Here is a 15,587-nt window from a genome sequence, read left to right on the forward strand (position 1 = left end):
ATACAAACAGTTTATTGATGAAGAAATTTTTACTCTTAATTATATTTATTTTCTCCTTTACAGGATTTTCCAGCGGAATTAAAGGACAAATTAAAGAGCCTGCATCATTTTCTCAAAAATCCGATGACGGTGTTCTTACAGCTTATCCTAATCCGGCGAAAGATTTCCTGATGGTAAAAGCAAAAGATTCCGGGCTTAAAATAAAGACCGTAAGTTTCTACTCTATTTTGGGTACACAAGTTGCGAATTACGTAATCAATAGCAATAGTGCTGAAATTAATATCCAAAGGTTAAAACCCGGAAAATACCTAATTCGATATATTTTGAGTGATAATACACAAAAAGTTACTCAAATAGTTAAGCAATAACAACATAATCCTGATAATCATCAGGATTTTTTATTTGAATTATTTAAACTTTAATTATTTAAAACAATTTTAAAATTAAATTATTGAAATAAAGCATTTTACGTTTTCTCTATTTTCTTTCATATACTTATTGCGTAACTTTCGCATTATTTTTAAACTAATTGTAAAAAAACAATTTCATGCTAAAAGCAGAACACATCACTAAAACCTACAATGCAGGAAAGAAAACGGCATTACACGATTTTAGCATAAACGTTCCCAAAGGTAGCATCTATGGACTTCTCGGTCCTAATGGTGCAGGAAAAACATCTTTCATTAGAATCATCAACCAAATTACGCAGGCAGATTCAGGTGAAATTTTTATTAATGGGGAAAAGCTCAATCCTAATCACATTAAAGATATCGGATACATGCCTGAAGAAAGGGGCTTGTATAAAAATATGACGGTTGGAGACCAGCTTCTTTACTTCGGAGAACTGAAAGGCATGAAGAAAAATGATGCCTTAAACGAAGCTAAAAAATGGTTCGACAAGCTACATATCGACCAGTGGTGGAAGAAAAAACTTTCTGAACTTTCTAAAGGAATGGCTCAGAAAATACAGTTTGTGGTTACAGTGCTTCATCGCCCGCATCTTCTAATTCTGGATGAACCTTTTTCGGGTTTCGATCCTGTAAATGCGAACCTCATCAAAGACCAAATTATTGAACTTAAAAATAACGGAACCACAATTATTCTGTCTACCCACAGAATGGAAAGTGTAGAAGAAATGTGTGATTATGTAGCGTTAATAAATAATTCTAAAAAAATAATCGACGGTAAAGTTTTTGACGTTCGAGAAAAATTCAAGAAAAATATATTTGGCGTTACTTTATCCGATTTACAAGAAGATTTATTTCTTCAATTCAAAGAAAAGTACGGAATTTTCAACATCACCAACGAAAACAATTTGGTTTCTTTCGATCTGAAAAACGAAAACGACCAAAACCTTATTTTATCCGACCTCATCAATATAGGAAAAGTAAGATCTTTTGATGAGAAAATCCCAAGTATGAACGAAGTATTTATTAATGCAGTAAGCACTAATTCCTGATTTATGAATAATATTTTTTTAATTACAAAAAGAGAATTTCTTACCCAGGTTAAGAAAAAATCTTTCATCATACTTACGCTTTTGGCTCCCTTAATGATTATTGCTTTTGGTGCCGTAATTGGGATGATGTTTAAAGCCAACGAATCTCACATTTCGATTCAGGTAGTAGATAACAGCGGAATTTTTAACAACCAGTTGAAATCTGATGACAAAATACAGTACGAATTTATCCCTTCCGCTGAAGAACAATCTAAGCTGAAAACTTTAAAAAGCAATGAAAATCTTGACGGAATTTTAATTTTACCCGCTTTAGCCTCGAACAATTTCGATGATTTGGAGAAAAACACACGTTTGGTAGTAAACACCAAAATAGGTTTTGATACCAAACAGAGAATCGTATCAGATATTACCAATGTTATTAAAAAAGAGAAAATAAAGCAGCTTGGCATAAAAGAGGCACAACTAAATGATCTTGATAAAAATTTCAGTCTTAAAACCATTAATGTATCCGAAAACAACAAAGAAGATTCAGATTTAGCACATGGAATTAAGAGCGGACTGAGCATGATTTTGATGTATGTTACATTTATGTTCATCATTATTTACGGTGTTCGTGTCATGAGAAGCGTTTTAGAGGAAAAGAACAACCGAGTAGTAGAAATCATCATATCTTCTGTAAAACCTTTCGAATTGATGATGGGTAAAATTTTGGGCGTAACCATGGTTGCACTTACCCAGTTTATCGTTTGGATATCTATGTCTGTAATTGGAGCATTGATATTGAATACGAGCTTCAACTCGGTTCAAACCAACATACCCGGAGGAAATGATACACCTTTGAGCAAGTTAGATGTTCCTCAAATTGCTACACAAATTTCCCACGGTTTACTGGAGCTGAATTTCCCTCTAATTATCTTCGTTTTTATTGTGTACTTTCTTTTAGGATATATTTTTTACAGCTCGGTTTATGCGGCAATCGGTTCGGCAGTAGATAATGAAACAGAAACACAGCAATTCACTCTATTTGCTATTTTACCCCTTACTTTGGGTATGTACGGAAGTTTTTCAATATTAAATAATCCGGATGGGCCTGTAGGATTTTGGATGTCTATTATTCCATTTACCTCCCCTGTTGCAATGATTGCGAGAATTCCTTTTGGTGTTCCGGCATGGGAAATTGCCCTTTCTATTGCATTACTTTTAGGAACAACAGTTTTCATGATTTTCTTAGCAGGAAAAATTTACCGAGTAGGAATTTTGATGTACGGAAATAAAGCTACTCTAAAAGAAATTTGGAAATGGATAAAAAACTGATTTTTTTGAAATTAAAAATCATGTTTAGTAAATTTGCACAATAAAAAGTTATTATGAATATACAAGGTAAAAATGCCATTATTACTGGTGGTGGCAGAGGTTTAGGTAAAGCAGTTGCTTTAATTTTGGCTCATGAAGGAGTAAACATCGGGATTACCGGCAGAAATGAAGAAAACCTAAAAATGACCGTAGACGAACTGCAACAGATTGGCGTTAATGCTTATTATTCAGTTTTCAGTATGGATAATGAAATTCAGGTAAAAGCAGGATTAGAATCTCTTATCGAACAATTGGGAAGTGTAGATATTCTAATTAACAATGCAGGGATTGGAGATTTTGGATCTATAGAAGATATGCCGGTAGAAACATGGGAGCAAGTAATAAAAACAAATCTTTTTGGAGTGTATTATGCGTCAAAAACAGTTCATCCTTTTATGAAAGAAAAAGGAGAAGGTGACATTATCAACGTATCTTCTACAGCAGGTTTAAAGGGTGGTCCCAATATGTCTGCCTATGCAGCATCGAAAGCAGCCGTAATCTCTTTATCTCAATCTATGATGGCAGAATGGAGAAAGCAAAACATCCGGGTTATCACTTTAACACCTAGTACAATTGCATCGGATATGTCTATTCAGGGAGGTCTTACCGATGGAAATCCTGAAAAGGTTCTTCAGCCTGAAGATTTTGCAGAATGGGTACGAGATATTCTAAAAATGAACAGACGAGCTCTTATTGCTAATGGATCTATTTTTTCTACTAATCCTTAAAAAACCAAAACCAGCTTTCGAGCTGGTTTTTTTGTATATTTAATCAAGAGTTTAATCCTTTAAAATCTTTTTACTCTGAAAAATTTTCGGAGTAATTCCTTCCATTTGTCTAAAAACACGAATAAAATAATTCATATCCGAAAAACCTGTACTGTAAGCCACTTCCCCTACCGAATGATTTTGCTTTAATAATTCTTTGGCTCTCTTTATTCTTTCCTGGACAATAAATTCGTTGGGTGAGATTCCTAATTCTTCTTTAAACATTTTAAAAAAGTTAGACTTACTTACATAAGCCATTTTTGCTATAGAATCTACAGAAAGTTTCAGATGAAGATTTTTCTTGATATAATCTGCTACAAAACCTATTCTCGATTTATTTTTCAAAGTATTTTTCTCCACAAGATTTCTTGCCTGAGTCTGCATGAGTCTTATTAACAGCTCTTTTAATGCAAAATCTGCGATTACATCTTTATAAGAATTATCATCCATTGCAATTCTCATGATATTATTGGTTGCAGAAGCCAGAGATTTGTTGTTGAGAAGATAAAATTCATTCAGAGAAATATTCCATTGAGAAGAATCATCCACCTTTGCAGCATTAAAATTGAGATGATCCAAAGCTTGCTGTACAAATTCGGGATTTAAAGTGAGAGAAATACACTGTGAAGCATCATCATCAGCTTCAGGAAAATCAATCACCATCGTTTCGCCCGGAGCAACCAAAACACTTTCTCCTGGAAGATATTCAAAATAATTGGTTTTATTTTCAAGTTTCATCCATTTTTTCCCTCTCAGCATTCCTGTAAAAGCCAAGTCTTCAAAATGCAGTTTTACATTATAAGCACTCCTGTGGGTTTCATAAATGCTAAATTCACAATTATTTAAACTGAATTTAGTTTGGTTTTCTACCAATGTATTCAGTTTACTTTCTTGTGTCAGACTGGGTTTGATGAGCTGAAATCTGTTTTGGTTCATTATAGAAGATTTTATAATCTCTTATTTCCAAATATAATGATTTTTAAAAACAGAATGAACATAAATTTCCTTAAGAAATCTTAAAAAGTCTTAAAAAGATAATTATCCTATTTTTTTGGACGATTATCCTATGACATTTATCACATTAACTTCTAGATTAGCAATAATAAATGTTAATTGAATATTAATTAAAAAAAGTGAATAATATGAGCACAACAGCAGAACAAACCCAGAATTCATCGACTTTGGCGTGGCCTGAGTTTAAATCTAAATATGATAACTATATCGGAGGAAAATTTGTTCCGTCATTGGGCGGACAATATTTTGATGTTGTTTCACCGATAAATGGGGAAGTTTTCACTCAAGCAGCACATTCTAATAAAGAAGATTTGGATGCAGCTGTTAATGCAGCTTCAGAAGCTTTCAAAACCTGGAAAGATACCTCTCCAACAGAACGTAGCATCATTCTGAACAAAATTGCAGACAGAATGGAGCAAAATCTTGAGTACATTGCAACAGTAGAAACTATTGATAATGGTAAAGCAGTAAGAGAAACTTTAGCTGCAGATATCCCTTTGGCGATTGACCATTTCAGGTATTTTGCTTCGGTAATCAGAGCAGAAGAAGGTTCGCATAATGAGTTGGATAAAGACACGGTTTCATTAATCGTTCACGAGCCGCTTGGAGTTATTGCCCAAATCATTCCTTGGAATTTCCCAATCCTGATGGCCGTTTGGAAACTGGCTCCGGCTTTGGCAGCAGGAAACTGCGTCGTTCTTAAACCGGCAGAAAGCACGCCGATCTCTATTATGGTATTGATGGAAATCATAGGTGATCTGATTCCGGCAGGTGTTATAAACATCGTAAACGGTTTCGGTGCCGAATTAGGAAGACCTTTGGTAACCAATCCAAAAGTGGCAAAAGTAGCCTTCACAGGCTCTACAGCAACAGGGCGTATGGTGATGCAGTATGCTACAGAAAATATCATTCCTGTAACTTTAGAATTAGGCGGAAAATCACCTAATATTTTCTTCAATTCTGTAATGGACGCAGACGACGAATTCTTAGATAAAGCCATAGAAGGTGCCGTTCTTTTTGCCTTGAACCAAGGTGAAATCTGTACTTGTCCTTCAAGATTATTGGTTCAGGAAGATATTGCAGACGCTTTCATCGCAAGAGTAGTTGAAAGAACAGAAGCTATCAAAGTCGGAAATCCACTAGACAAAACAGTAATGATGGGCGCTCAGGCTTCAAAAATTCAGAAAGATAAAATTGAAGGTTACTTAAAGTTAGGTAAAGAAGAAGGTGCAGAAGTGCTTACCGGCGGAGAAGCTAATCACATCGAAGGTTTCGAAAACGGTTTTTACATCAAGCCAACCATCTTCAAAGGAAATAACAAGATGAGAATCTTCCAGGAAGAGATCTTCGGTCCGGTTGTGGCGTTTACCACTTTCAAGGACGAAGCAGAAGCTTTAGAAATTGCAAACGACACCATTTATGGTCTTGGAGCAGGTGTTTGGACAAGAGATGCGCATCAGTTATACCAAATTCCACGTCACGTAGAGGCGGGTAGAGTTTGGGTTAACCAATATCACGCTTACCCAGCGGGTGCACCTTTCGGAGGTTACAAGCAATCCGGTATCGGTAGAGAAAATCACAAAATGATGTTAGACCATTACCGTCAGACCAAAAATATGTTGATTTCTTACAACAAAAACAAATTAGGATTCTTCTAAACAACTAATCGGGTAGAATAATTTGGGCGTGCCCATTTGTTTTCCCCGGCTAAACCTCATAGGTTTTTAAAACCTATGAGGTTTTCCAAAGCAAAAAACAAGCGGGTCGGGCTTTGCAGGGCTTCACTACGTTTCGGTGCTCCGCTCCGCTCCGCACTGGCTCGTTCCTCGCCACCCTTACAATCCCTCACACAATTACGTGCAGAACATTCACAAATAATTAATTCTAATTATTAATTAAAGAAATCTAATCCTTAAATAAATAGTAATTATGATCCCAAAAACAATGAAAGCGGCAGTCGTACAAGGTTACGGACAGCCATTGAAGATTATGGAAGTTCCGGTAAAAACTCCCGGCAGATACGAAGTTCTTGTAAAAGTTATCGCCTGTGGTGTTTGCCACACCGATTTACATGCAGTAGATGGTGACTGGCCGGCAAAACCAAAAATGCCATTAATTCCAGGACACGAAGGTGTAGGAATTGTGGTGGCTTGCGGACCGGAAGCTCAGGTAAAAGAAGGTGATGCTGTTGGAGTTCCTTGGTTGTATTCGGCTTGCGGATGTTGCGATTATTGTATAACAGGATGGGAAACATTATGTGAAGCTCAGAAAAACGGAGGTTACAGTGTAGATGGTGGTTTTGCAGAATACGTTATTGCAGATTCCAGATATGTAGGACATCTAAAAAGCAATGCAAACTTTCTGGAAATTGCGCCTATCCTTTGTGCTGGTGTAACAGTATATAAAGGTCTGAAAGAAACTGAAACCAAACCGGGCGAATGGGTAGCTATTTCCGGTATTGGCGGATTGGGACACGTTGCTGTTCAGTATGCAAAAGCAATGGGAATGCACGTTGCTGCGATAGATGTAGCAGATGATAAATTAGAATTGGCTAAAAAATTAGGTGCAGATTTGGTGGTTAATGCCAAAGAAACCGATCCTGGAACATACCTTCATAAAGAAGTGGGCGGAATGCACGGCGCACTGATTACCGCTGTTTCTCCAATCGCTTTCAAACAAGGAATTGATGTTTTGAGAAGAAAAGGAACCATTGCTCTTAATGGTTTGCCACCAGGTTCATTTGAATTACCTATTTTCGAAACTGTTCTGAAAAGAATTACCGTGAGAGGTTCTATCGTAGGAACCAGAAAAGACTTGCAGGAAGCATTAGATTTTGCCAATGAAGGATTGGTAAAAGCAACCGTAACTTCTGCAAAACTGGAAGACATCAACGATGTATTTGATAAAATGAAAAAAGGACAAATCGACGGACGTATTGTTCTGGATATTGCCGGACAAAATTAACTTATTATTATTTGTGATTTTTAAGCCCGGCAAATTATTCTTTGCCGGGTTTTTAGTAACTTTATAGAAGAACAAAGGGAATTTAAACTGTGTTTTCCTTAGAGTGATATACTAAAATGGCAAATTGATTAATTTGCGACTCGTAAAATTATTTTATCAATCAAAAAGAAAAAATATGGATACCAAAGATAAAACATCAAGACTTTCCGTAACGCCGGAAGCTATGGAGGTAGTTTGGGAACTGGAAAAAAAACATGGCGATCTGATGTTCTACCAAGCTGGTGGCTGTTGTGAAGGGACGCAGCCTCAATGTTTCGAGAAAGGCGGCTATTTCCCCAGAATGAATGATGCAATGATAGGCACCATCAACGGACACGAGTTTTGGATAGACCGCGACCTGTTCGAATATTGGAAGTATTCTCATTTCACTTTGGATGTGCTGGACGGTTGGGGACCGGGCGGATTTTCTCTGGAAACACCTTTGGGAAAAACGTTCAAAGTTCATTATCGCTTATTCACGCCAGAAGAACTGGAAAAGCTGGAACCTGTGAAGCGCAGCGAATGAAAAAAAAACCGTCCCAATTACTATAGGACGGTTTTTTTATTATTTGTAACCCAAGAGTTTAAGAACTTCTTCCGGTTCTTGTTTTTCTCTGAAAATTTCATACTGAAACTCTCCGTTTTCATCTTTCTGAATAAGAATATGCCTTGGCTGTGGCATTAAACAATGATGAACGCCACCATAACCTCCAATTGTTTCCTGATATGCTCCGGTATGGAAAAAACCAATATACAGAGGCTTTGTATCGCTAAAAACAGGAAGATAAATAGCGTTAGTATGCTGTTCAGAATTATAATAATCATCCGAATCGCAGGTTAATCCGCCTAAGAAAACTCTTTCATAAGAATCTTCCCAACGGTTTAAAGGCAACATAATAAAATGTCTGGAAATTGCCCATGTATCTGGAAGAGTAGTCATAAATGACGAATCGATCATATTCCATTTTTCTCTGTCATTCTGGCGTTTCTGAGAAATAATTTTATATAGATTCGCACCACTTTCTCCTACAGTAAAACTTCCGAATTCAGTATAGATATTAGGTTCTTCAACGCCTTCTTCTTCACAGAATTTTTTAATTTGAGAAGCAATTTCTTCTACCATATACTGATAATCGTAGTCGAAATTAAGGGATGTTTTTATTGGGAAACCACCTCCAATGTTCAATGAATTTACTTCAGGTGCAATTTTTTTAAGTCTTGCATATACGCGAAGACATTTATACAGTTCGTTCCAGTAATATGCAGTATCTTTTATTCCTGTATTAATGAAAAAATGAAGCATTTTCAGTCTTGCATTAGGATGCTCGGCAATTTTCTGACTGTAATATGGAATAATATCTTTATATCCTATTCCTAATCTTGAGGTATAAAATTCGAATTTAGGTTCTTCTTCGGCAGCAATTCTAATTCCTATGTCGAAAGTAGTATCGATACTTTCGGTAAGTTTATCCAACTCGCGGTAATTATCCAGAATAGGAGTAATATTTTCAAAACCTCCGTTGATCATTTCTGAAATTTTCACCAAATAATCATCCGTTTTAAAGCCATTACAAATTACCTCTATATTTTTGTCTACTTTACCTTCTTCGTACAGCGACTTTACAATATCCATATCGTAAGCAGAAGAAGTTTCTATAGAAATATCGTTTTTTAGAGCTTCTTCAAGTACAAATTTAAAATGGCTAGATTTTGTGCAATAGCAATATCTATAACTTTGCTTATAATCAATCTTTTCAAAAGCTTCTTTAAACCAGCTTTTTGCTTTTTGAATATTCTGGGAAATTTTCGGCAGATAATTTATTTTTAAAGGAGTGCCAAATTTTTCTACGACATCCATCAGCGGAATATCGTGAAACAACAAATTGTTCTCAGAAACATTGAATTCTTCAGTAGGAAAATACAATGTCTGATCAATAAGTTCCGAGTATTTTATCTTCATTTTTTAAACCAGTAAATTAAGAATGCAAAATTGCTAAAAAAGTTTGGTTTTTTAGTTTTAAATTGTATTAAAATTTCATCAAAAAACAAACATTATTATTGTCTGAATTAAAGATAGCGACTTCCCACAAATACTAGCAAATCTCCCTTTTCATACTCGACAGAAACATCTTCCTGTACCGCAAAATTTCTGGTTCCTATTCGCGAGGTAATATTCAGGCTTTCACCATTCAGACTCCAGTTCAAACCTTTTGTAAAAACATTTTCTGCGATGGGGAAAGGATAAAGAGAAACCATACAACCTTTTACATTTTTCAGGACAAAATTTTTAGGAATAAAAAAGTATTCTGAAAACTCATCATAAAACTTAATATTCAATTTTTCTTTAAACGAAAATGCTACCGTAAGATTACCCAGAAAATGATCCTGCTCTCCTCCACTTGCTCCCAAAACATCAATATTCTTATACCCTTTTTGTAAAATAATTTCCAATGCTTTGTGAAAATCGGTTTTATTTTGATCTGGCGTAAAAATGAATTTATCATCATAAACACTATCATCCGATCCAGAATGAGAATCGAAGTCGCCGGAAATAAAATCCAGTTTTTCTAATGGGAAATTTAACTGTTTCAAATAATGAAAAGCACCATCTGTACAGGCTATAAGACCAAAATCGCTGAGTTCGGGAAAAGATTTGGGCGGTTCTCCGTTAATGAATAATAATGCTTTATCTTTCATTAGGATTCCAGTATTCTTCCGGTTCGTTATTTATTTGAGAAACATATCTCGCCAATACAAAAAGATAATCTGAAAGACGGTTAAGGTATTTTATAAGTTCTGGACGAACTTCTTCGGAATCATTCAGAAAAACTAACGAACGTTCTGCTCTACGACATATTGTTCTTGCTGCATGCAGAAAAGTTGCAGATTTACCTCCTCCCGGAAGGATAAAAAACTGTAAAGGTTGCAATTTTTCATCAAAGGCATCCATCCATTTTTCCAGTTCTTCGATTTCTTTATCTGAAATAATGATTGGTAATCTCGATTTTCCGTTTGCCAGCATCAATTTATCCACAGGAGTTGCCGCTTCCGAACCTACTGTAAACAAATCGAACTGTATTTTCTTAAGCTGTTTAATAATCTGCTCATCTTCGATATGGCTTTTAGCAATTCCGATAAATGAATTCAGTTCATCAATATTTCCATAACTGTCTACTCTTGCACTTGCTTTGGAAACTCTCGTTCCTCCATACAATGCTGTTTCGCCTTTATCACCAGTTTTTGTATAAATCTTCATAAAAATCATTTTTGTGGAAGCAGTTCTGCATCCATATTTTTGTAAGACTAAATTACTTTATTATCCCGTTTCGGGCAAATAATACCTCCACTTAGTTCAATAATAACCGCATCATCGTAATAGAGATACCTAAAATTATAATGAATACTCAAATCACTCAAAAAATATCATAATAATAATCTAATATTAAAATTAAAAAATCATTAAATGATTGATGAGTTAATAATTTAATTTAATTTTTGTTAAATACTATTAAACATTTCGCAACACATACCACACCAATATCATTTTGCGTTTTATTTTTTTTATCTTTGATTCCTTATACGTATATATATGAATTTTGTGGAATGCCACGATGAACCTATCCATATCCCGGGTTACATCCAAAGTTTTGGTTACCTGATTGGCGTAGACACAGCTTCTCATACCATTTCTTTTTTAAGTGAAAATATTGCTGAAATTTTCGATATCGAGGATGCAGCATCTCTTTTGGGTAAGAAACTATCTCAATACCCTGAATTTTTCAGAACAGTTTTAGATTCTGATATCTTTGAGAATGCAGAATTTCTTTCAAGACGAGAAAACGAAACTTATTTTGATAAAATTGTTATTCAGGATAAATTGTATCATTTTTCTGTTTTCTTGTCTAATCAGTTTGCATTTTTAGAATTTGAAGCGGTTGTAGAAAATACCCTGAAAAAAATTACCAGTAAATATGATAATTTCTACATCATAGATAATGAACAGGAAATCTGGAAACAGCTTCTCAACATCATTTCTACCATTATAGATTATGACAGAATGATGGTTTATCAGTTTATGGAAGATGGTTCGGGCAAAGTAGTTGCTGAGAAAAACAATGACAATCTCGAAAGTTATTTGGGATTGCATTATCCTGAGCACGATATTCCTAAACAAGCTAGAGAATTATATCTGAAAAAGAGAAAAAGAATTTTTTCTGATGTGTATTCTCAACCTGTTAAAATTTTGAGTCTTACCGAAAAAAATATTGATCTCACTTTTGCCGTAACAAGAGCCATGTCTCCTATCCACGGGCAATACATAAAAAATTCGGGTGCAGCATCCAGTTTTAGTATATCAATAATTATTGATGACAAACTTTGGGGATTGGTTACCTGCCAAAACAGAACGGCAAAACATATTGATCTTGAAGACAGAGTACAATCTGGTATTTTCACGGTATTGGCATCTAACGCTTACTCTTCATTTAAATCGAAAAAAGAGCTGGAATACAGGCTAGACCTTAATGAAAAACTGAGTTTTCTGAAATCTGAATTTCTGAAATCTGAAAATCTTTTCGATGCACTGGATGCCAATAAAAAGGAATTGAGAATAATTCCTAAAGCAGACGGACTTGCGATTATTTCCGATCAGGACATCGTTTTGGAGGGAATTACTCCAGACAAAGAAAAGGTAAGAGAAATCATCAACTGGGCTTACGAGAATGTTTTTGATAATATTTTTGCAAGCAGCAGTTTCCTGAAAAACCACGGACAAAAACTTGGTCTTAATTCTGATACTGCAGGAATTATTATTTATTTCGTGGAAAAAAGCAAACGAGAAATCCTAATTTGGTTCAGAAAAGAGTTTGATGAGCATATCAGTTGGGCAGGAAATCCGGAAAAAGAAATTGATATATCTATACAGAATGGCGTAGAAACCCAAACCGTTTCCCCAAGAAAATCTTTTGAAATATTCTTAGAAAATATTAAAGGAAATTCTAAAAGGTGGAGTTCCAAAAACGTAATTGCTGTTAATCTCATTAAAGACCTCATCTTAGAAACATCTCACAACCAATACATTACCATTAAAAAACTGAACAATCAGCTTAAAAGAGTTAACGAAGAGCTCGACAGTTTTTCTTACACCATTTCTCACGATTTGGGAACACCGCTTACGGTAATGAAATTAAATGCTCAAATGTTGCTTAAATCTCTTTCTGAAACTGCAGATCGAAGTAAAATCAATTCTATTATTGATGAAATCGACAGCATGGCAGAAATGATGCAGAATGTACTTCAACTAAGCCGTGCAAAACATAGCGAAATTAAGCTGGAAACCATTGAAACCAATGCTACCATCCAAAAGATTACTGAAAATGCTAAAATTACATTCGACAGCCCAAAAAGTTTGGTTGTCATAAAAGAATGTCCCGAAGTTTTAGCAGATAAAACGATGCTGCATCAGGTATTTTTAAATATCATTAATAATGCTATAAAATATTCTTCTAACCAGGAAAAACCGGTTGTAGAAATTGAAGGTAGTGAGGAAGGTAATAAAATTATCTACCGAATTAAAGATAACGGTATTGGGATACCCGAAGAAAATAAACATAAAATGTTCAAAATATTCAACAGGATGGATAATGCCAAGCAATTTAAAGGAAATGGTGTCGGTTTATCTATCGTACACAGAATAATGAGCAGACTTGGAGGAAATATAGATTATGAAAGTGATAAAAATGGGACATGTTTTATTCTTACTTTTCAAAAACCTTCCACAATAACAAAAGAACTCAACAATGCTTTCTGATTATCTTAAACAAAAAACAGCAGAATATCATGATGCAGCAGAATTACTTTTCAACTCTCAAAAGATATTCAGTAAAACATTTACATTAGAAGATTACAAAAAAATAATTTACAACAATTATTTAATGCTTTTCTACGCTGAAGATAAAATATTTAGGCTTCTTGAGGATAAATATGGTGAAAAACTTCATCTTAGAGACAGAAAAAAATTACCCCTTATCGAAAAAGATTTCCAATCTCTTCATTTAAGTAACGATCAGCCTTATTTTTTCGATATTGAAAATGAACTGGAAGCATTGGAAGCTTTATACGTAATTGAAGGCTCTACTTTAGGTGGAAATGTAATTGCTAAGCAACTTTCCAGAACAGAAGGGTTTGAAAATTTGAAATTCAATTTTTTTGGCTGTTATCAGGAAAATACCGGACTAATGTGGAAAAACTTTAAAGATGTTATCGACAGTGATATTGAAGAACCCAATTACGACCAGGTTTTATCCGGAGCCCGAAAAATGTATCAGTTTTTGTTAGGAATTTCTTAAATCTATTAAAATATAATTAAAATTCCCGAAATATTGCTCAATTTTTCGGGAATTTGTACATTTGGGAAATTCAAGATTACAATAATTCAAAATAATAAATAATTAAAAAGTACACATTATGAAACTGTAAAGTTCCATAATACCATTAAAAACAATAAATAAAAAATATTATGAAAGTAACTGTAGTAGGTGCAGGCGCAGTAGGAGCAAGTTGTGCAGAATACATCGCTATGAAAAACTTCTGTTCGGAAGTAGTTTTAGTAGACATCAAAGAAGGATTTGCTGAAGGAAAAGCAATGGATTTGATGCAGACAGCATCATTAAACGGATTTGACACAAAAATTACCGGAACAACTGGCGATTACAGCAAAACAGCAGGTTCTCACGTTGCCGTAATCACTTCAGGAATCCCAAGAAAACCGGGAATGACCAGAGAAGAACTTATTGGTATTAACGCAGGAATTGTAAAAGATGTTACCGAAAATCTGGTAAAAAACTCTCCTGATGTTATTATCATCGTAGTTTCTAACCCAATGGATACTATGGCTTATCTTGTGCACAAAACATCTGGCCTTCCAAAAAATAAAATTATAGGAATGGGTGGTGCATTAGATTCTGCAAGATTCAAGTATAGATTGGCAGAAGCTTTAGAAGCTCCAATTTCTGATGTAGACGGAATGGTAATCGCAGCGCACAGTGATACTGGAATGCTTCCTTTACTGAGCAAAGCTACAAGAAACGGTGTTCCTGTAACAGAATTCCTTAGTACAGAAAAACAAAACTATGTAATTGAAGAAACCAAAGTAGGTGGAGCTACACTTACAAAACTTTTGGGAACGTCTGCATGGTATGCACCAGGTGCTGCAGTTTCTGTAATGGTTCAGGCAATTGCTTGCGATCAGAAAAAAATGATTCCTTGTTCTTTAATGCTAGACGGAGAATACGGAGAAAGTGATATCTGCCTTGGAGTTCCTGCTATTATCGGAGCCAATGGAGTTGAAAAAATCGTAGATATTACCTTAACAGAAGAAGAAAAAGCAAAGTTTGCTGAAGCTGCAAAAGCTGTAAGAGAAGTAAACGGAGATTTGAAATTTTAAATGCAGCTTTCTTTTGTAAGCATAAAAAAAGCCAAAACAGAAATGTTTTGGCTTTCTTATTGAGCGTAAACTCAATTTTGGATTTAATTTAATAAAAATACTGTAAAGAAAAAGGTTTATTAGTCAAAAATAGTTGGTAAAATTCTATGTACCACTGATTGTTACTGATGAAATAGAAAGTTTATTGAACTTTGTTTCAATAAACTTTTTTTATGGCTGAAAATTCAAAAAAAATCGTTGTTGGAGTTGTAAAAGTCTGGATGTAATTTCCTGGGGGAAGCAAAGTAAGCGTCGTTTTAAATGTAAAAACTGTGGCCTTTATTTTACTTTAGGGAATAAATCGGTTAGCTTAAAAAACAAAGAAATTTGGTTTAAAAAATGGATCGTCGGGAAACAGACTTATGAGCAGATTTCAGCAGAATCGGGATATTCCGTAAGTACACTTCAGCGGTATTTTAACGTGATGCTTGGTAAAGCTCCAAAACTCAGTTACAGCCAGAACAAAGAAGTTTATTTACTCATCGATGGTACTTATTTTTCCAATGAG

14 protein-coding genes are annotated in these 15,587 nt (G+C 34.8%); 10 read left to right on the top strand and 4 right to left on the bottom strand.

The genetic code is table 11. From position 1 onward, the window contains the following. The first annotated feature begins 17 nt into the window (after nucleotides 1-17). The 4 genes from IV513_RS04395 (at nucleotide 18) to IV513_RS04410 (ending at nucleotide 3,540) form a co-directional block, all read left to right on the top strand. A complete protein-coding gene (locus IV513_RS04395) occupies nucleotides 18-368 on the top strand; it encodes a T9SS type A sorting domain-containing protein (RefSeq protein WP_209389299.1) in 351 nt (116 codons plus the stop codon). A 179-nt stretch (nucleotides 369-547) separates the two neighbouring features. Continuing rightward, entirely contained in the window at nucleotides 548-1,459 is a 912-nt protein-coding gene (locus IV513_RS04400) for an ABC transporter ATP-binding protein (RefSeq protein WP_209389300.1), read from the top strand. Between the two features lie 3 nt (nucleotides 1,460-1,462). Beyond that, nucleotides 1,463-2,773 carry an ABC transporter permease gene (locus IV513_RS04405; RefSeq protein WP_209389301.1) on the top strand — a complete coding sequence of 437 codons (1,311 nt, stop codon included), beginning with the start codon at nucleotides 1,463-1,465 and terminating at the stop codon, nucleotides 2,771-2,773. Nucleotides 2,774-2,826: 53 nt separating this feature from the next. After that, complete coding sequence (locus IV513_RS04410; RefSeq protein WP_209389302.1) at nucleotides 2,827-3,540, top strand: 3-ketoacyl-ACP reductase; 714 nt, start codon at nucleotides 2,827-2,829, stop codon at nucleotides 3,538-3,540. Nucleotides 3,541-3,591: 51 nt separating this feature from the next. On the opposite strand, the gene IV513_RS04415 is transcribed toward IV513_RS04410, so the two are convergent. Then, complete coding sequence (locus tag IV513_RS04415; RefSeq protein WP_209389303.1) at nucleotides 3,592-4,515, bottom strand: helix-turn-helix domain-containing protein; 924 nt, start codon at nucleotides 4,513-4,515, stop codon at nucleotides 3,592-3,594. Nucleotides 4,516-4,721: 206 nt separating this feature from the next. Between IV513_RS04415 and IV513_RS04420 the strand changes: the two genes are divergently transcribed. The 3 genes from IV513_RS04420 to IV513_RS04430 all read left to right on the top strand — a co-directional run bounded on the left by IV513_RS04420 (nucleotide 4,722) and on the right by IV513_RS04430 (nucleotide 8,122). Further along, complete coding sequence (locus IV513_RS04420; protein WP_209389304.1) at nucleotides 4,722-6,251, top strand: aldehyde dehydrogenase family protein; 1,530 nt, start codon at nucleotides 4,722-4,724, stop codon at nucleotides 6,249-6,251. Between the two features lie 271 nt (nucleotides 6,252-6,522). Further along, nucleotides 6,523-7,557 carry an alcohol dehydrogenase AdhP gene (gene adhP, locus IV513_RS04425; RefSeq protein ID WP_209389305.1) on the top strand — a complete coding sequence of 345 codons (1,035 nt, stop codon included), beginning with the start codon at nucleotides 6,523-6,525 and terminating at the stop codon, nucleotides 7,555-7,557. Nucleotides 7,558-7,732: 175 nt separating this feature from the next. Further along, complete coding sequence (locus IV513_RS04430) at nucleotides 7,733-8,122, top strand: DUF779 domain-containing protein (protein WP_209389313.1); 390 nt, start codon at nucleotides 7,733-7,735, stop codon at nucleotides 8,120-8,122. Nucleotides 8,123-8,161: 39 nt separating this feature from the next. Here the strand turns inward: IV513_RS04430 and IV513_RS04435 are convergent, their stop codons facing one another. The 3 genes from IV513_RS04435 to IV513_RS04445 form a co-directional block, all read right to left on the bottom strand. Next, nucleotides 8,162-9,556: an arginine decarboxylase gene (locus IV513_RS04435; RefSeq protein WP_209389306.1), complete on the bottom strand. Its 1,395-nt coding sequence runs from the start codon at nucleotides 9,554-9,556 to the stop codon at nucleotides 8,162-8,164. A gap of 107 nt (nucleotides 9,557-9,663) precedes the next feature. Continuing rightward, nucleotides 9,664-10,293: a thiamine diphosphokinase gene (locus IV513_RS04440; protein ID WP_209389307.1), complete on the bottom strand. Its 630-nt coding sequence runs from the start codon at nucleotides 10,291-10,293 to the stop codon at nucleotides 9,664-9,666. Further along, on the bottom strand, nucleotides 10,283-10,852 hold the full coding sequence (locus IV513_RS04445) for a cob(I)yrinic acid a,c-diamide adenosyltransferase (protein WP_209389308.1): 570 nt from the start codon (nucleotides 10,850-10,852) through the stop codon (nucleotides 10,283-10,285). The genes IV513_RS04440 and IV513_RS04445 overlap by 11 nt, the downstream gene beginning before the upstream one ends. A gap of 333 nt (nucleotides 10,853-11,185) precedes the next feature. Here IV513_RS04445 and IV513_RS04450 point away from each other — a divergent pair, with 333 nt between their 5' ends. The 3 genes from IV513_RS04450 (at nucleotide 11,186) to IV513_RS04460 (ending at nucleotide 15,040) form a co-directional block, all read left to right on the top strand. Next, nucleotides 11,186-13,405 carry an ATP-binding protein gene (locus IV513_RS04450; protein WP_209389309.1) on the top strand — a complete coding sequence of 740 codons (2,220 nt, stop codon included), beginning with the start codon at nucleotides 11,186-11,188 and terminating at the stop codon, nucleotides 13,403-13,405. Next, a complete protein-coding gene (locus IV513_RS04455) occupies nucleotides 13,395-13,943 on the top strand; it encodes a biliverdin-producing heme oxygenase (RefSeq protein WP_209389310.1) in 549 nt (182 codons plus the stop codon). Before IV513_RS04450 ends, IV513_RS04455 begins: the two co-directional genes overlap by 11 nt. Before the next feature lie 170 nt (nucleotides 13,944-14,113). Further along, a complete protein-coding gene (locus IV513_RS04460) occupies nucleotides 14,114-15,040 on the top strand; it encodes a malate dehydrogenase (RefSeq protein WP_209389311.1) in 927 nt (308 codons plus the stop codon). Nucleotides 15,041-15,587 lie beyond the last annotated feature (547 nt).

Origin of the sequence: Chryseobacterium sp. RR2-3-20, assembly GCF_017808115.1 — a bacterium.
In the GTDB taxonomy this organism is placed as follows: domain Bacteria; phylum Bacteroidota; class Bacteroidia; order Flavobacteriales; family Weeksellaceae; genus Chryseobacterium; species Chryseobacterium oryzae.